Annotated in this window: 20 protein-coding genes; 18 read left to right on the top strand and 2 right to left on the bottom strand. The window is 57.2% G+C overall.

The annotated features are described in order from the left end of the window. The first annotated feature begins 570 nt into the window (after nt 1-570). From K8R57_06550 to K8R57_06565, 4 genes are all read left to right on the top strand, one after another. A complete protein-coding gene (locus K8R57_06550; GenBank protein MCE9587956.1) occupies nt 571-1,032 on the top strand; it encodes a DUF3592 domain-containing protein in 462 nt (153 codons plus the stop codon). 85 nt (nt 1,033-1,117) lie between these two features. Further along, the gene (locus K8R57_06555; protein ID MCE9587957.1) at nt 1,118-1,831 is read left to right on the top strand and encodes a hypothetical protein; all 714 of its coding nucleotides are present in this window, start codon (nt 1,118-1,120) and stop codon (nt 1,829-1,831) included. A gap of 118 nt (nt 1,832-1,949) precedes the next feature. Continuing rightward, complete coding sequence (locus K8R57_06560; protein MCE9587958.1) at nt 1,950-2,279, top strand: hypothetical protein; 330 nt, start codon at nt 1,950-1,952, stop codon at nt 2,277-2,279. Nucleotides 2,280-2,396: 117 nt separating this feature from the next. Beyond that, a complete protein-coding gene (locus K8R57_06565) occupies nt 2,397-2,843 on the top strand; it encodes a hypothetical protein (GenBank protein ID MCE9587959.1) in 447 nt (148 codons plus the stop codon). Between the two features lie 456 nt (nt 2,844-3,299). Here K8R57_06565 and K8R57_06570 read toward each other — a convergent pair whose 3' ends face one another. Then, nucleotides 3,300-3,956 (bottom strand): phosphatase PAP2 family protein, encoded by a 657-nt coding sequence (locus K8R57_06570; protein MCE9587960.1) that lies wholly within the window; start codon nt 3,954-3,956, stop codon nt 3,300-3,302. Nucleotides 3,957-4,077: 121 nt separating this feature from the next. Here K8R57_06570 and K8R57_06575 point away from each other — a divergent pair, with 121 nt between their 5' ends. The 7 genes from K8R57_06575 (at nt 4,078) to K8R57_06605 (ending at nt 9,191) form a co-directional block, all read left to right on the top strand. Then, entirely contained in the window at nt 4,078-4,959 is an 882-nt protein-coding gene (locus tag K8R57_06575) for a D-alanyl-D-alanine carboxypeptidase (GenBank protein ID MCE9587961.1), read from the top strand. A gap of 91 nt (nt 4,960-5,050) precedes the next feature. Further along, nucleotides 5,051-5,920, top strand: a complete 870-nt coding sequence (gene kdsA / locus K8R57_06580; GenBank protein MCE9587962.1) for a 3-deoxy-8-phosphooctulonate synthase — start codon at nt 5,051-5,053, stop codon at nt 5,918-5,920. Further along, a complete protein-coding gene (gene lptC, locus K8R57_06585; GenBank protein ID MCE9587963.1) occupies nt 5,913-6,437 on the top strand; it encodes an LPS export ABC transporter periplasmic protein LptC in 525 nt (174 codons plus the stop codon). The genes kdsA and lptC overlap by 8 nt, the downstream gene beginning before the upstream one ends. Further along, nucleotides 6,434-7,099 (top strand): hypothetical protein, encoded by a 666-nt coding sequence (locus tag K8R57_06590; GenBank protein MCE9587964.1) that lies wholly within the window; start codon nt 6,434-6,436, stop codon nt 7,097-7,099. The genes lptC and K8R57_06590 overlap by 4 nt, the downstream gene beginning before the upstream one ends. A gap of 16 nt (nt 7,100-7,115) precedes the next feature. Next, entirely contained in the window at nt 7,116-7,904 is a 789-nt protein-coding gene (lptB, locus tag K8R57_06595; GenBank protein MCE9587965.1) for an LPS export ABC transporter ATP-binding protein, read from the top strand. 2 nt (nt 7,905-7,906) lie between these two features. After that, nucleotides 7,907-8,872, top strand: a complete 966-nt coding sequence (hprK, locus tag K8R57_06600; protein ID MCE9587966.1) for an HPr(Ser) kinase/phosphatase — start codon at nt 7,907-7,909, stop codon at nt 8,870-8,872. 28 nt (nt 8,873-8,900) lie between these two features. Beyond that, entirely contained in the window at nt 8,901-9,191 is a 291-nt protein-coding gene (locus K8R57_06605) for an HPr family phosphocarrier protein (protein MCE9587967.1), read from the top strand. A 177-nt stretch (nt 9,192-9,368) separates the two neighbouring features. Here the strand turns inward: K8R57_06605 and K8R57_06610 are convergent, their stop codons facing one another. Next, a complete protein-coding gene (locus tag K8R57_06610; GenBank protein ID MCE9587968.1) occupies nt 9,369-10,223 on the bottom strand; it encodes a 50S ribosomal protein L11 methyltransferase in 855 nt (284 codons plus the stop codon). A 245-nt stretch (nt 10,224-10,468) separates the two neighbouring features. Between K8R57_06610 and K8R57_06615 the strand changes: the two genes are divergently transcribed. The 7 genes from K8R57_06615 to K8R57_06645 all read left to right on the top strand — a co-directional run bounded on the left by K8R57_06615 (nt 10,469) and on the right by K8R57_06645 (nt 17,273). Continuing rightward, nucleotides 10,469-11,485: a quinone-dependent dihydroorotate dehydrogenase gene (locus K8R57_06615; protein ID MCE9587969.1), complete on the top strand. Its 1,017-nt coding sequence runs from the start codon at nt 10,469-10,471 to the stop codon at nt 11,483-11,485. A gap of 79 nt (nt 11,486-11,564) precedes the next feature. Further along, nucleotides 11,565-12,443: an ABC transporter substrate-binding protein gene (locus K8R57_06620; GenBank protein MCE9587970.1), complete on the top strand. Its 879-nt coding sequence runs from the start codon at nt 11,565-11,567 to the stop codon at nt 12,441-12,443. A 50-nt stretch (nt 12,444-12,493) separates the two neighbouring features. After that, nucleotides 12,494-12,709: a 50S ribosomal protein L35 gene (rpmI, locus tag K8R57_06625; GenBank protein MCE9587971.1), complete on the top strand. Its 216-nt coding sequence runs from the start codon at nt 12,494-12,496 to the stop codon at nt 12,707-12,709. 133 nt (nt 12,710-12,842) lie between these two features. Further along, on the top strand, nt 12,843-13,238 hold the full coding sequence (rplT, locus tag K8R57_06630; GenBank protein ID MCE9587972.1) for a 50S ribosomal protein L20: 396 nt from the start codon (nt 12,843-12,845) through the stop codon (nt 13,236-13,238). A gap of 24 nt (nt 13,239-13,262) precedes the next feature. Next, the gene (pheS, locus tag K8R57_06635; GenBank protein MCE9587973.1) at nt 13,263-14,297 is read left to right on the top strand and encodes a phenylalanine--tRNA ligase subunit alpha; all 1,035 of its coding nucleotides are present in this window, start codon (nt 13,263-13,265) and stop codon (nt 14,295-14,297) included. Nucleotides 14,298-14,316: 19 nt separating this feature from the next. Further along, nucleotides 14,317-16,701, top strand: coding sequence for a phenylalanine--tRNA ligase subunit beta (gene pheT, locus K8R57_06640; GenBank protein ID MCE9587974.1), 2,385 nt, complete (start codon nt 14,317-14,319; stop codon nt 16,699-16,701). 317 nt (nt 16,702-17,018) lie between these two features. Beyond that, on the top strand, nt 17,019-17,273 hold the full coding sequence (locus K8R57_06645; protein ID MCE9587975.1) for a hypothetical protein: 255 nt from the start codon (nt 17,019-17,021) through the stop codon (nt 17,271-17,273). The last annotated feature ends 15 nt before the right edge of the window (nt 17,274-17,288 follow it).

The following is a 17,288-nucleotide window of genomic DNA, read 5'->3' on the forward strand; positions in this document are numbered from 1 at the left end:
GTCCCGCGCTGGCACGCGTGCCTCGGTAGCTCATCTTGAGCGTTAGGAAAAGAATACTTCCCAATGCACTTGCTCAGATTTCCACGAATCACAGCGCTAGGGATCGTTTTTTTTAGTTTTCTGCTTCTGATTTGGTCAACAGGTGATTTGGACAGGCCCTTTTCATGGGATATGGTCAGCCGCTACTTCAACATTTTGTTCGCAATTATTTTAGCACCATCCTTCGCACTGTTTTTTATGCTCCCCGGAATGTCAAAGTGTAGGAGTTCATCTATCGCGAGTATCACAGTATGGATCATCTTGGCGGCTTTTGTTTTAACTTTTGTTGTTACTGCTATAACTGTGCAAGCTTTGGCCTCGACAACTGCGTTAGCCGGACTTTTTTATTTTCTTGGAGTCGGCATCCAGACTGCCCTCTTGCTATTGCTGTTATATACTTGGATTCGAGAAGCATTCTTTCAACCAAAGCGATTCTGACTTTGGAGAGCCTCAAAAGGAAACAATCCGAACAAAATCAGACCAGCCAACCTCGCTGCGCTCGGCGGCTGACTTCGAGCGTTCGGAATAAATATGCCTATTATTTCCCTATTTTTTGCAGTTTTCATTCTTGCCGGTGGAATCATGGCAGGATTTGGAGTTCGCAATATTGTTCACGCCTACGACAGTAGAAGTTGGCCTCATACAAATGGGACTGTTATATACTCGGAAGTCGAGCGTCGCTCCGGCAGTAAACGTGGCTCATCCTATTCTCCCGGAATCAAATACTCATATTTTATCCAAGGACAACAATACGAGGGAGATATAGTTGCCTTTGGCATGAAGAGCGTTTCAGCAGGACGGGGATTTGCTGAGCGATTTGTAAAGAAGTATCCAAAAGGGAAAGATATCAAAGTATTCTACGATCCCTCAGTGATGTCCACATCGGTCCTGGAGCCCGGCTTATCGAAGCGTAGTTTTATTCTTTTTGCTTTTGGGATGTCTTTTATGATTTTCGGAATTTGCTTTGCGACAGTTGCTTGGCTTTTCAAATAACAAATACATTCGAACAATGCGATCCACCGAACACTTACCCGCGTCACGGGCAGGAGCCGGTGATCGGGGACGTTAGCAAAACAATATGATAAACCTAACACGCATCATCGCAATTTCACTCGGCATTTTCCCTATTGCCCTTCTGGCACAACCGACTTCTCCAGAGGAATTCATTGCAGCCTACCGCACGGCGATGCAAGAAAGAAGCGCCGAGAAGCTCAACCCCCTCACTTATTCCGAAGGCATGAGTGAAGCAGACAAACAACAAGCTACCCAAGTCCAACAGATGATATTCACAGACAAGGAGATCGATTCAATTACCCTCGTACCCCTGCCAGCGGATTTTTCGACCGTGTTTATCCAGCGGGGCAAGAAAATCGAGCCGACATATACGCCAATTGGACTTATCCAGACCAAATATAAAGACGCGGGCAATGGGATGAACTCTACAAGTGCACCGTATGCTGTGATTGACGGAAAGTATTTTCTCATTTCCAGCAAAAGCACCGACCTGGGATGGAGCGGCCCTCCTGATAAGACCATCACTTTCATGGTCATGGGGCGAGGGCAGAACAAGGTTCAGATAAAGGCGAAGTGGAATGCCAGCGGAGTTGATCAAGAGCGCATATTCAAGTCGCCATCATCAAATTTCATGGGACAGTTTTTTGAGGAAGTAACGGTCACGAGCGCTGAGGATGATACGGATGTCACTCTTACTATTCTTGAAGACGGAAAGAAGATCTTTCAGTCTGAACCACTAAAAGGCAAAGGAACCCTTGAATACAAAAGAGAAAGCTAACGAGCGCATGCACCTAATCCCTACCCACCGTCACGCCGGATGCTGGCTCCGCTTCACTGCGCTGGCATCCGTCGCGCCAGCGGTCCGGGATAGGTGATGTGGGACGTTCTGCGATAAAATGAAAACCATCATATTTGCGATTTTATCCGCTTATCTGATGTCGACAATTCTTGTTGAGGCAAAGGACGCTTCGGTTCCGTCTAGTCAGCCAGATTTATCAATCTTAACTTCCATAGACCACATCCAGAAGTTCATTGCGGGAAAAACAAAACAAGATTATTCGAAAATGAAGCTAACAAGGATTTCATCAGAATATTGCAATGGAGTTCCACGAAAAGGCGCTGCCTATGTCTACTATTTTAACAGTACTACACTCGGAATTATGAGTGCATTATGTATTTACCACTTTGCTGATGGTGTGATCATTGAAACGGCTACCGGAGGGTAAGCCGATCGCGATTTCTACTCATACAACTTAAACCAAAAATTGCAGTACAAGACGAAGGAGCTAACCGTCCACAGCGCGGCTGTTTCAAGGGAGGCCAAGAATGATTAAATTACAATCATGCCAAAGCCATGCGCCGCTTCCAGTGGTCGGCAGCGCATCTCCACGTTCGGCGACAGCGGAGCGTTCCGTCACATTCACCGTCAAATAGACATGAAAAGGATCATCGGTTTCCTGTTCATTACGTTTGCGTCGTTGGTTCTGGCAGCCGACGCAGTTCCGACAAACAAGTATTCACTCTCGGTTGGGCGTGTTTATGAGTCGAAGCCTGAGCGCCCTGAATGGGTGTTCATCTTCGGCGGCACGAGCGCCATTCGTGGTGGCGAGACCGTGTGCCTGAGTCCTGAGACGTTGAAGAAGCTTTTCAAAGGTTTGCCGCGTGGTTCGACCTTGGATTGCTGGCCTACGTGCGATGGGGAGTCTGAGGCGCTGGCAGGTCATCTGGACGATTTGAAGAAGATTTGCACGGAGGCCGGCATCGTGTTCACCATTCATCCCGCAGGATGAGCGTGATGCTGCCGAACAAGATCACTGGACCGAATGCGGGCGGGCCGCGTCAGTTTCGAATTCGGATGTCACTGGCCGCCCGCGGCGGACAGTTCTGTCGTTAGAGCCTTGAAAGGGTTGTCTCCAAAATGATGCTATTGCCCAACTGCGGAGCCATTGTGACCGCAGTGCTCGGCTGCCTCGGTCTGCTATTCCCGAGTGCCGTGGGCCGCGTTCTTGGCATCGAGCTGAGTCGGACAATCTGAAAATCATCCTCGGTTCGCCCACGAAACCAAGGACTCGGTTTTAAACATCCCTTTTATCCCCTTGGCTGGCCCGGCCGTTGCTCCGCATCCGTTACGGATCCCTGTAAAAATCTTCAACTTCTTCACCCATCGGTGATCGTGTTCCTCATGCAATCTTTGGGTTAATTTGCCCCCCGGATCACCCAAGGGCCTATTCCCGAGATCCGATAACCTATCCCCTATCCCCAAAATCAACCCGGCCCCGGCGGCCGAGGAATTCCCATACCAGCCAGGCGATCCCCAAGGCCACGGTTGCGGCGGTGATCACATCCGATGGGTGGTGGGCGCCGAGCAGAATGCGGGAGATCGCAACGGCAGATGCCACAACGATGGCTAGCAAGCCCCACTCTGGGGCAGCAAAAAGGAAAACTCCCGCGAAGCCGAAGGCGGTAGCCGTGTGGCCCGAGGGGAAGCTGTTGAAGTCGGCTTCGCCGATCAGCCATTTCTCACCGTTTTTAGGTCCATACCATCCCTGTTCCGCAACAGCCCTGGGGCGGGTTCTGCCGGTGGTCAGACGTGAGAGATTTATCGTCATGCCCGCTAGCGTGGAGGCAATCATTGCCGCGAGGATCATGCGCTGCCAACGGACATTGCGCAGACGCCAGGCCACTAGGAAACCAATGCCTCCAAGCACCATCAGCTCTGGCCAGTCTCCGTAGCGACTCAGCAGCTCCGCTACGGGTTTGTGTTTCCAGTGACCGTGATGGGAAGCCTGCACCAATTTGGAGACGGGATCATCCAGCAGGAAAGATCCTGCAATCGCCACAATCGCGATCAGAAGGTAGAATGAGACCTTCAGCAGAGAATTTTTAGGAATCGGAAAATTCATGAAAGGAAAACAAGCAGCAGTTCGGTCTGTGCCGGGCTTCCGGTCAAGTCCGGAAGAGTAGGAAAGGGATAGTTTTGATAGTTTGACTTGCCCGTGCCGATTTTGCAGTTACGGAAGAGTGATGTCACGACGCCGATTTTTGCCCCTGCTTTTCATTTTGCTTTCCGGATGTGCCCTGGATGATGCTCAACAACCCCAACAATCAGAGAGCAGGCCTGCTTCGAGCCAACCTGTTGTGGTCGCCCCTGATGCCGCCCGATCACTCTGGCCCGCGGATGCCCCGCCGATCCATGCCGTCTCGGCGATTCTCATCGATGCCCGGACCGGCCGGACGCTCTACCAGAAGAATGCCGATGAACTGCGTCAGGTCGCCAGCACTCAGAAGCTCGTGACGGCCCTGATTGTCGCCGAACAGGATCCGCTCGACGCACCGGTTCGCATCGCCCGAGAGGATGCGGCGGTAGAGCCGACAAAGGTCGGGATCCGGGCTGGTGAGAGCTATCCGCGCCGTCAGCTCCTGAGTGCCATGCTGGTCCATAGCGCGAACGATTGCGCCGCCGCGCTCGCCCGTTCTCATGCCGGAAGCCTTGGTGGCTTTGCCGGGGAGATGAATGGCTTGGCCGTCCGCTGCGGGGCCACTTGTTCCCATTTCGTGAATCCTCACGGACTGCCAGCCTCACAGCACTCGACGGCGCGAGATATGGCGCGCATCGCCTTCCGGGCCTATCGCAATCCGGACCTTCGCGATGCCATGGCGATGAGGTCCTACTGCTTCCGCTATGCTAGTGGCCGGCTCTGCAATCTCGACCCCACGAACAAGCTCCTTCTGCACGATCCCTACTGCAATGGGATGAAGACCGGGTTTACCGAATCAGCAGGCAAGTGTCTTATCACCAGTTATAGCAAGGGGGGGCGAGACTTCATTCTGGTCCAGCTCGGAAGTCGTGCTCGGTATATCTTCGACGATGCCCAGCGGATGATGCAATGGGCGCAAGTCCATTGAAAAAAAGCGCCCTCGTCAGCGGTTCCTTAGGGAACTATCCTGCACAATCCTCGTGACCAGCATGCCTTACAGGGGATAAGGTCAAAAATCCATGCCATCCCGGAAAAAGACTCCTGCCAAAACTACCAAATCCCCCGGAAAAGAGATCTCCATCGGTTCCGTGACCCTTGGTGGCAAGGAGCCGCTCTTCATTCTCGGTCCCTGCGTGATCGAGGGGGAGAAGCCGCTTCTGCGTTCAGCGCGGATAATCAAGGCGATCTGTGATGATCTCGGCGTGCAGTTCATCTTCAAGGCCTCCTATGACAAGGCTAACCGCACCTCCGGCTCTTCCTACCGCGGGGTCGGGGTTCTCGATGGCTGCCGGATGCTTGCTGAGGCTGGTGAGGCGATCGGGGTGCCTATAACCACCGACATCCATACTCCCGAGGAGGCGGAGATCGCGGCCGACTTCATCGATCTGCTTCAGATCCCCGCATTTCTCTGCCGTCAGACCGACTTGATCGAGGCGGCTGCAAGGGCGGCGGTCTCTGCTGGACGAGCCGTGAATGTGAAGAAAGGACAGTTCCTTGCCCCATGGGATCTAGCCCCGATCGCCGGCAAGCTGAAGGCGGCGGGATGCAAGCACTTCTGTTTCACCGAGCGCGGCACGACCTTCGGCTATAATAACCTGGTCGCCGACATGCGCTCTCTCTACTGGATCCGGGAGCAGGGCTTCCCCGTGATCTTCGACGCCACGCACTCCGTCCAGCGTCCGGGCGGCGGCGGCGGCCATACGACGGGTGACGGGCATTTGGCTCCCGTGCTGGCACGTGCCGCCATGGCCGCTGGGGTGGATGGGATCTTTATCGAGACCCATGAGAATCCCGCCAAGGCCCCTTCGGACGGGCCGAACCAGATTTCCCACGCGCATCTCCCGGCCGTTCTCAAATCCCTTATCGCGATCCGCCGTGCGCTTGTCTGATCCCAAGTTTTTCCGCTTTGTGCCGGTTGTTCTGCTCCTGTCGGTGACAGGAATCCTGGTCGCTGCGCCGGATTCAGCATTCCTGGGCAGCAACACCACCGCACCTTCACCCGTTGCCGCCAAAGTGAAGGGACAGGGCCAGAAAATCGATCTCCCCATCCCGGTGGGTGAGCCGGTCAAGGGGATCAAGATCCCCCAGTACGACGAGAACGGCAAGCTGACCATGAACCTGATCGCCGAGACGGCCCGCAAACTGGACGAGAAGCAGGTCGAATTTGGGAAGCTGAAGATCGAGTTCAATGAGAAGGAGGAGAAGACCATTATCGTGGAGATCCCCCATAGTATCCTCGACATGGAGTCCAAGGTGCTTGTCGCCGACACGGAGACGACAATCCGCAGGGAGGATTTCGAGATCATCGGACAGGGCGCGGAGTTTGACACCCTCGCACGATCTGGCACTTTCAAGGGCCGGGTCCATGCCTCCTTCCGCAACGGGGAAACAGCCAACCTACCATGAACTTCCCACGCTCACGCCCATTCCCTCTCCACGCTCACATCCGAATCTCCTTTGTTCTGATGGGCATGGGAATCCTTGCCGCCGGCCAAGTGGCTCTGTTGCAAGCGCAGGTTGCAGGGCCTGTTGGACCTATTGGACCGGTTGGACCGGTTGCAGGGGCTCCGTCAGGCCCGGCGGCCGGTATCTTCGGAATGGCCGGGAATGAGGAGCGCCCCAAGAACGCACGCACGATCATCGACAGTGATGACGGGGCCAATTTCGAGAATGCCAGCAACTCCGCCGACTTTATCGGGCATGTCATCGTGCGCGACCCCCAGTTCGACCTCACCTGCGAGAAGCTGCACGTGGTTCTCAGAGCTGACCGCAGGGGACTTCAGCAAGTCATTGCCATGGGCAATGTGATCGTCACCCAGCAGAAGAAAAACGACCGCGGCGATCTCGTGAAATCGGTCGGCAAGTGCGGCAAGGCGACTTACGACCCCGCTACCGGTGACGTGACCCTGGAGGAGTGGCCGCAGATCCAGCAAGGCATCAACAACCAGGTCGCCACCCAGAGTACAACGGTGATGATCCTCAACTCCAAGGGCCGCTCACGCACGATCGGTGCCAGCCGCACCATGATCATCGATCAAGGTCAGGGCGATAAGCCCGCCACCCCCTGATTTTCCCCGAATACGCATGAGCCTAGAAACTGATCCCAAACAAGTCGTCGCCGACGCAGCCTCCGCAGCAAGTTTGGCTGACGAGCCCATCCTGCGCACCGACGGGCTGATGAAGATCTACGGCGGCCGTTCCGTCGTGAACGGTGTCGATATCCACGTGCGCAAGGGTGAGATCGTCGGACTGCTAGGCCCCAACGGCGCGGGCAAGACGACCACCTTTTACATGATCGTCGGGCTGGTCCGCCCCGATGGTGGCCGTGTCTTCTTTCACGGGAAGGACGTCACGCATGACCCGATGTACAAGCGCGCCCGGCTCGGCATGGGCTATCTGCCCCAGGAAGAGTCCATCTTCCGCAAGCTCACCGTGAGGCAGAACATCATGGCGATTCTGGAGACCACCTCCCTGTCCAAGAAGGAGCGGGACGAGCGCTGCGACGAGCTGCTCGAGCGATTCGGCATCACCCATATCGCCAAGAACGAGGCTCTCACCCTCTCCGGCGGCGAGAAGCGCCGCCTCACCATTGCCCGCTCGCTGGTAACCAACCCGAAGCTCCTCATGCTGGACGAGCCTTTCAGCGGCGTGGATCCCATCGCCGTATACGACGTGCAGCAGATCATCTCCGACCTACGCGACATGGGGCTGGCCATCCTGATCACCGATCACAATGTACGCGAGACGCTCGCGATCACCGACCGCGCTTATCTCATCTACGAGGGGCGCGTCGAGAGCCAGGGGGACAAGGACTTCCTGCTGCGCGACCCCATCAGTCGCAAGCTGTACCTCGGCGAATCCTTCGCAATGTAGCCATGGCCCGGACCAAGGATCCATTGCTCAAGTCTCTCACGGTCGGCAAGTTCTTCGCCGATCACGGACCGGCGCTCGAGCTCGAGCTCATGGGCGACTCGGCCGGCATGGAGCGACCCATCGCCGAGCCCACTATCAATAGGCCAGGCCTTGCCCTAGCCGGCTTCTTCAGGTACTTCGCCTCCAAGCGCGTCCAGGTCGCCGGGCACGCCGAGCTCAGCTATCTCCGCAGCCTGCCCGCCGAGGAGCGCGCGACCAGGATCGAGTCTCTTTTCGAGCAGCGGATCCCCTGCCTCGTGATCGCCAGGGGACTTCCTCTCCCGATCGGCCTGCTCGAGTTTGCAGCCAAATCAGAAACCCCCGTGTTCCGCACGCCCCTGGTGACCATGAAGTTTATCAACTCAGCCACCATTGCTCTGGAGGACGAGTTCGCCCCCGTGGCTTCCGAGCACGGCAGCATGGTCGATATTATGGGAATGGGAGTCCTGATCCGCGGCGCCAGCGGGATCGGCAAGAGCGAGTGCGTCCTCGGACTCATCGAGCGTGGCTACAGCCTGGTCAGCGACGACATCACCCGCTTCCGCAATCTCGAGGGGCGCGAGCTCATTGGCAACAGCAAGGAACTCACCCGCTTCCACATGGAGGTACGCGGCATCGGCATCATCAATGTGGCCGCCATCTTCGGCGCCGGATCCGTCCGGCCCGAGAAACGGCTCGACCTCATCGTTACTCTAAAGGATTGGCACGACGTCGAGGAGATTGATAGGTTGGGACTCGACCGGGATACCTATGAGATCCTCGGCATTCCCATCCCGCATGTCACCATTCCCGTCAGACCAGGCCGTGATCTCGCCCGACTCGTGGAAGTCGCGGCCCTCAATCAAAAACTCAGGGGAATGGGCCATGACACGGCCCGGGAATTCAACGACCGCCTCCTGCGCGCGATGAAACCCGCCAGGGATCACTAAGAATATTTTCACGGAACTCTTTCAAGATATGACCACTCAAGCAGACGACTCCAAGGCCACCAAGGATCTCACCATAGAGAACCGGAACGGTCTCCATGCCCGCCCCGCAGCTCTCTTCGTGAAGACTTCCAGCCGCTTCCGCTCCGAGGTCTGGGTTGAGAAGGATGGAGAGCGCGTCAATGGCAAGAGCATCATGGGACTCATGATGCTGGCCGCTGGCAAGGGATCGGTTCTGCGTGTCACCGCCGAGGGCGACGATGCAACGACGGTGATGACGGAACTGGAGCAGCTGATAAGGACCCGCTTCGGCGAAGAATAAGAGGCGGCTTGGGATTTCGGCGCAGTGCGTTGTTCGCCTGCACTCGCAGTATAAGATATACAGCTTCGCTTGGCGGCCTAGCGCTGCATCCAAACTTCCAAGCCCTGGAAGTCCTCAAATGAAAACGAGACTCGGGCCTTCATAATTCTGCCCCAACAGCCTTCAGTCTAAACCGCTTCAGCCTTTTTTCATCATCACCGCGGCCCATTTGCCGCGCTTGAGTGTCTTGATGTGGCGGAGTTTTGAGAAAGTCTTGAGGATGGCTTTTTCTTCCACAGCTAGGATGCCGGAGAGGATCAGGACTCCGCCGGGTTTGATGGCTGTGATGATCATCGGGGAGGCCGCTGTGAGGACAGTCGAGTAGAGATTTGCCGTGACGATGTCGTAGGCGCTACCCATCTCACTGGCATTCCACTTGAGGACGTCGGCCTTGATAAAGCGAGGTGCGGTTAGCTTGTTGAGTTTAGCATTCTCCTTGGAGATACGGACGCAGGCTTCATCGAAGTCGCAGCCGAGGACTTTCCCGGCGCCGAGTGTTTCGGCGGCAAGAGCCAGGATTCCCGAGCCACAACCGAGGTCGAGCAACGACCACGGCTTGCCAGCTATGCGCAGAGGAGCAGAGGCCTGAACGAGAAGCTGGAGACAGCGGGTCGTGGTGGCATGGTCTCCGGTGCCAAAGGCCATGCCGCTGGGAATGAGCAGGGGCAGACCTTTGCCGGTATTGTGTTCCTTCGCGAAGAGAACCTTATCGCGATAGATGCGCAGCATTCCGCTGATGCGGAGAGGATCGATCATCTTGGATGCAGGAGGCTGCCATCCCTTGGCGTCAAAAGGGCGCAGGGTGCCACCGAATGCCTTGATCAGTTTCTTGCCGTTAGTGGCATCGGTGTAGAGATCGAGCTTGATAGAACGGGAGGCGGGGAACTTCTTGATGACCAGGTTCTGCTCACCGGCAAAGCGCAGTCGCTCGACCCAGGCGTCCTCCCATTTGACAGAAGAGAGACGTGTCCAGAGGTGGGTGATAGGGAGCATGATGAGATAGGATGAATTCTGAACCAAGCTCGTGGGAACGAGCACGGAAGACAACGACAGAGTCGTTGTCCGAAGGGTGGCACCGTCCGCCGGGAGGCGGATGCCATCAAACCTGAAACTTGAAAGCTGAATCTAGCCCCGTGTCTTTTTTGTGTTTCTTGTGCCTTTTGTGGCAAATGCCTTCACACCGAACGTTGATTTCGTGCGTTCCTGATTTTTGAAATGCTGATAAAGGTCATTTCTAGATGGATTTCTACCAACGCTTCCTTCGTCCGATCTTCTTTGCCCTGGATGCCGAGCAGGCCCATGACGCCGTGATGAGTCTTCTGGAGGCTGGATCGCAGCATCCCGGTCTGCTCCGGTTAACCGCAGGCAAGCCCATGGCTACAAGCCCCCGATGCCCCCGCTCCATAGCGGGAATCGAGTTTCCAAATCCGATCGGTCTTGCTGCCGGGATGGACAAGAACGGAATCGCTCTTCCCGCTTGGGAGGCCCTGGGATTTGGTTTCATGGAGATCGGTACGATCACCGCGCTGGCCCAGCCGGGCAATCCGAAGCCCCGTCTCTTCCGCTATCCCGAGCAACATGCCCTGATCAACCGGCTGGGATTCAACAACGAGGGAGCCGAGTCGGTTGCAACGCGTCTGGAGGGACTTCGAGCCGCAGGTCGCTGGCCGCGCATTCCCGTGGGACTGAACATCGGCAAGTCGAAAGTGACGCCTGCGGAGCAGGCCCATGAGGATTACCTGGCCTCCTTCAAGCGCCTGCATGGTCTGGGCGATTATTTCGTGATCAATGTCAGCTCACCCAATACTCCAGGTCTGCGCGATCTGCAATCGACCGAGGCTCTGGGCCGGATCATACGCACACTGCGTGATTGGGAGGGGACCCCACGTTGCCCGCTCTTCGTGAAGGTGGCCCCCGATCTTGCGGAGGAGGATCTGATCGCAATCGTCCAGCTTGCCGAGACGGAGCAACTTGCTGGCCTGATCGCCACCAATACCACGCTCGACCACTCTGGGATTCCTCATTCCCAAGATCAGACAGGAGGGCTGAGCGGGGTTCCTGTTCGTATCCGCTCTCTGGCCGCACTGCGCACGATCCGTCAGCAAACAAAAATTCCGGTCATCGCCTGCGGCGGAGTCAGTGATGCCGCCTCGGCCAAGGAGCGCCTGGATGCCGGAGCCGATCTCTTGCAAGTCTATACCGCCTTCATCTACCAAGGCCCCAGCTTACTTAGGAATCTAGCCGCCAGCTTTTAATCTTTTTTCTGGCAGTTGTCCCCCACGAGACACCTTTTATCTTTTAGCCTTTAGACTTCAGCCTTCATACTTTTCATCCATGTCCCACGCACCCGACACCACGCTTCTCTTAGGCCACTCGCCCGATCCCGACGACGCCTTCATGTTCTATGCCATGGCGGCCGAGAAGATCGACCTGATGGGCTACCGCTTCCAGCACATCCTCCAGGACATCCAGACTTTGAATGAGCGCGCGATGCGCGGTGAACTCCACCTCTCTGCCGTCTCGATCCACGCCTATGCCCACCTGCTCGACAAGTATGCCCTACTGCCGTGTGGCGCCAGCATGGGTGACGGCTACGGGCCGATGTTCGTGGCACTTCAGAATCAAGGGCCTGCTGCCGATGCCTCGCTTGAGGAGAAGAAGACCTGGCTCCGATCCAAAAAGATTGCTATCCCAGGCCTCATGACCAGCGCCTATCTGAGCGCACAGCTCTTTCTTGGACCTGTTTTCAACCATGTGGTCGTTCCTTTTGACGAGATCTTCGACGCGATCCGCTCTGGTTCCGTCGATGTCGGCCTGATTATTCACGAGGGACAGCTCACCTATGCCAACGAGGGCTTCGAGAAAATCGCCGACATGGGCGAGTGGTTCAAGGCCGAGACGGGTCTCCCGCTTCCGCTCGGCGGCAATGTCATCCGCAAGGACTTCGACTCCGATCAGCGCCGTGAGCTCAACATTATCATGAAGGAAAGCATCCGCTACGGCCTGGAGCATCGCCGCGCCGCCGTCGACCACAGTATGGCCCATGCACGCGGTATGGAAGTGCCCCTCGCCGATGAATTCATTGGGATGTATGTTAACGACTACACCCTCGATTATGGCGAGAGCGGTCGTGCGGCGATTCGGGAGTTCCTGGGGCGGGCAGCAGACCAAGGACTTGTCCCTCGTCTCGACAAACTCGAGTTTGTGAGTTGAGCCTTTTTATTGTTGCCAAGTGGCTCTCACTCTGAAATCTTCCACCCCCCATGCCAAAAGCAATCGCACGTAGCAAAACCAAGAAGTCCGTGGCCAAACGGTTTAAGATCACCGCCACGGGCAAGGTCGTTCGTTCGAAGGCTGGTCGGCGCCACTTGCTCGAGTGCAAAAGCTCCAAGAGCAAGCGTAAGCTTGGCAAACAGGTAGTCGTTGAAGACTGCGATGTGAGCCGAGTGAAGCTGAATCTGCCTTTCGGCCTGCGATAAAAGGTTAAAAAAATACGATCCGAGGATCTGGCCGGAAGATTTCCGGCCTTCCCGGGCGGGTGAGATCCCGGATCGAACAACACAAACAGCCAGCCCGACGAGGTCCACCGTGTCACAGCGGTGGAAATAAGAGATGCCAAGAGCCACCAATTCACCCGCCAGTCGCGCACGTCGCAAGCGGGTCATCGTAGAAGCCAGCGGATACCGCGGCCGCCGTTCCAAGCTTTACCGTTATGCGAAGGATGCACGGATGAAGGCCAAGTACTGGGCCTACCGTGATCGTAAAACACGCAAGCGCAACGTCCGTTCCCTCTGGATCGTCCGTCTGAATGCAGCTGTCCGCGCTCAGGGACTGAGCTACAACCGCTTCATCGAGGGCCTGAAGGCCGCCAACATCCTGCTCGATCGCAAGGTCCTCTCGGACATCGCGATCACGGATGAGGGTTCCTTCACCCAGATCGTCGCCAAGGCCAAGGCTGCCCTCGAGGCAAAGCCTAAAGTCAAGGCGCCGCAGGCTGTCGCAGCCTAAGGCCGGTTACCGGGATTTCCCTAAGTGGAGACCCAGACACCAGCGCTTAGCAGCCAGATTGACCAGCTTCGCATCGAGGCGCTCTCCGCTATTGCGGAGGCGTCCGATGCTTTAGCTCTTAAGGAAGCTCGCGTCCGCTACCTCGGCAAGACCGGATCGGTCTCCCTGCTGAGCGAAGGGATGCGCACTCTCTCCAAGGAAGAGCGCCCTGTCATGGGTAAGCTTCTCAATGACTTGCGGACTGCTGTCACAGTAGCGCTCGATGAGAAGGAATCGGCTCTCACCGCGCAGGCCGATACAGCCGCTCTATCGGCAATCGATGCTTCCCTGACAGGGACAGGTCCCGAGGCCGGATCACTCCACCCGCTCACCCTCCTGGTGGACCGTGCCGTACAAATCTTCCGCAGGCTAGGATTTGCCATCGCCGATGGTCCTGACATGGAGACCGAGTGGCACTGCTTCGACGCGCTGAACACCCCCGCTGACCATCCGGCCCGGAACGAGCAGGATACTTTCTATCTTCCCGACGGACGTCTGCTCCGCACGCATACGTCGTCCATTCAGATCCGGACCATGGTGGCGAGTCCTCCCCCGATTCGCATCATCGCCCCTGGCGCCGCCTACCGCCGCGACGAGGTTGATGCCACCCATCTCGCTCAGTTCACCCAGATGGAGGGACTCTATGTCGCTCCGGGCGTGAGTTTGGCCGATCTCAAGGGAACCATCGAATTCTTCTTCCGCGAGCTTTTCGGCGCCGGCACCGAGATTCGTTTTCGCCCCCATTTCTTCCCCTTCACCGAGCCGAGTTACGAGATCGATCTCCGCACCGAGGCCCTTGGCGGGAAGTGGATGGAACTCGCAGGATGCGGAATGGTCGACCCCGCCGTCTTCGAGGAAGTGAACAAAAAGCGCGGCGACAACGCCTACGATCCCGAGAAGGTGAGCGGCTTTGCCTTCGGCTTCGGTCTCGACCGGCTCGCCATGAATCTCACGGGCGTCTCCGACATCCGGATGCTGACCGAGAACGACCTGCGCTTCCTTTCCCGATTCACCGCCTAATTTCACAGCCTAAACGCCTATGAAGATCTCCCTTTCCTGGCTGCGGGACTATCTCCGCACCGACAAGCCGGCCGCCGAGATCGCCCGCATACTGACCGACGCCGGCCTCGAGGTCGGTTCGATCGAGTCGACAGGCGTTGCCATTCCAAAGGTTGTCGCCGCCCAGATCCTTGAGTCAATCCAGCATCCAAATGCCGACCGACTCAGCGTCTGCAAGGTCGATGATGGCAGCGGCACGCCGCGCCAGATCGTCTGCGGAGCCAAGAATTACAAGGTCGGTGACAAGGTGCCTCTCGCCCAGCCCGGCGCCGTGATGCCGGGTGATTTCAAGATCAAGGTTGGCAAGCTGCGTGGCGTCGAAAGCGAGGGGATGATGTGTAGCTCGAAGGAGCTCGGACTCGGCGAAGGAGCTGATGGGCTACTCATCCTTTCTCCCGAGACCGCAATCGGAACCCCGCTTTGCGAACTTTTCCCTGCCGAGGAAGTCTTTGAGATCGAGATCACGCCGAACCGTCCCGACTGGCTAGGTCATGTTGGTGTGGCCCGTGAAGCCGCCGCTTTCGGCTGCGGGGAACTGATCAGTCCCACCCCCGCCCTTCCTTCCACGAAAGAGGATGCTTCCGTCGCCGCCATTGCCGCTCCTGCCGCCGCATCCTTCTACAGTATCCACCGCATCGACGGGGTGAAGGTTGGGCCTAGCCCCGAGTGGCTCCGCAAACGTCTGGAGTCCGTCGGCCTCCGCTCCATTAACAACATCGTCGACATCACGAATTTCGTGATGTTCGAGACGGCTCAGCCTCTGCACGCCTTTGATGCCGGTAAGATCGAGGGGGCTCTGACCGTCCGCTTTGCGAACGAAGAAGCCCTCACCTCGCTCGATGGCAAGGAATACAAGCTCACCGCTCACGATCTTGTGATCGCCGATGCCAAGGGCCCCCAAGCAATTGCCGGCATCACCGGAGGTGTTGAAAGCGGGGTTTCTGAAACGACCACATCGATTCTTTTGGAAAGCGCCCTCTTCGAGCCGACCGTGATCCGCAGATCGAGCCGAGCACTCGGTATCTCGACTGACTCCAGCTACCGCTTCGAGCGTGGCGTCGATGCCCAGGGAGCGCTGGCGGCTTCCGCACGGGCTGCGGCCCTGATCGTGGAGTTGGCAGGAGGAATGCCATCTGCGGAACTCGTCATCGCCGGATCGCTTCCCGCAACGCGTGTGGTGGCACTACGCTGCGATCGTGTGCGCTCGCTTCTCGGCATCGATCTGGAAGACGACTCCATTGCCATACTCCTCACGAAGCTGGGGCTGAAAAAGATCGCAAGTGAGGCTGCTTTGGGATTTGAGATTCCCTCCTGGCGGAATGACCTGACCCGCGAGGTCGATCTGATCGAGGAGGTCGCTCGCCTGCATGGGATCAACTCCATCACCGCAAAATGTGCTGGTATACCTGCTCATTCGAGCGATGCCGACAAGGCTTATGACTTCGCCCACGGTCTGCGACGTCGCCTCTCGGGCGGAGGATTTCACGAAGCCCGTAGTGGAACCCTGACCGGCAGCCGCGATCAGGAAGCCTTCTCCACCGGAGGCGTGATCGCCGTCCGCAACCCGATGGGTGAGGAGCACTCTACCCTGCGAGCCAGCCTGATACCCGGACTTCTGGAGGCCGTTTCGCGCAATCTGCGCCATGGAACTAATTCGATACGACTCTTCGAGATCGGCAAAGTCTACCAGCAGGAGCAACCCGAGGAGTCGATGCAACTCGGTCTTGTCATGACGGGCCGCACAGCGCCGGAGAATTGGCGTGGGAAGGAGGAAGGGGAGCGGTCCCTGGATCTCTATGATCTCAAGGGCGTCATCCAACTGCTAGGTACTCGTCTGGAACCGATCACCTTCCGCGCTGCAACTCATGCCTCGTTACCTCTGGCTCTCGAGATCCTGATCGCGGGCAAACCCGCCGGCATTCTCGGCGTTCTTTCTCCATCTGCCACGCGCGAGTTGATGGTCGGCGGGCATCAGGGTCAGATCGTTGTAGCCGAGCTCGACCTCCACGCACTCCAGGCTGCTAGCGGTATTGGGCTCTCCAAGGATCCGAAGAAGCATGGTTTGCTTCACAAGTTCCCGGCGGTTCGCCGCGATCTGGCCCTACTGATGGATGCGGCCACTCCCTACACCGTAGTCGAGCAGGCGGTTCTGGCAGCGCAGGAAGAGTTGCTCTCGGCCGTCACTCCTTTCGATGTCTTCAGCGATCCCGAGGGCGTCAAGGTGCCGCTTGGCAAAAAATCTCTGGCCATCGCCTTGACTTTCCTGCATCCCGAAAGAACCTTGACCACGGAAGAGGTGAACGCGGCGGTCACACGCATCGTCGCCCAGCTTCGGGAAGCGGCGGGAGCCGAGGTCCGCGGCTGAATCTTCGAACCATAAACATGGTTATCGTTCTCTCCACATTTTGAATTTGCCCTGCGGTGTTCGGGATTCGGTCTGTATGCTCCCGATCCGATGTGATCAAACCGGAGGCTGACCGGGCGGAACAATGACAGGCCTTCACTGGAGGTCAGCGGTCCGCACGGAGGTCTCCACCCTAACCTATATTGGGAACGGGATCGCGACCTAACGGCATCGCGGGGCATCTCTTTCCTCGTCCTTCGGGCGAGGAAGGTGTATAGACTGAAGACTGTTAGACTATTAGGTCTGAGCAAACAGGGGCCTTCGGCCCCCGGCACCATATGAACTGTGAACAAAAGAAAAAGCAGATCTGGTTTCCAGCCAAGCGCTACGGATGGGGTTGGGGGATCCCCTGCTGCTGGCAGGGATGGGTGGTTCTAGGGGTTTGGATCCTGCTGATGAGCCTAGCGGCGTGGGGTTTGCTTCCCCGGCACCCCTGGCTATTTCAGGGTGCTGTCTGGACTTTAGCTGGGGCCTTGATCACCGTTTGCTGGTGGAAGGGGGACAAGCCGTATTGGCGCTGGGGTAAGGATTGATTTTTGAAGCGCCTC

Source organism: Verrucomicrobiota bacterium (genome assembly GCA_021413925.1).
Lineage (GTDB): Bacteria > Verrucomicrobiota > Verrucomicrobiia > Chthoniobacterales > UBA6821 > UBA6821.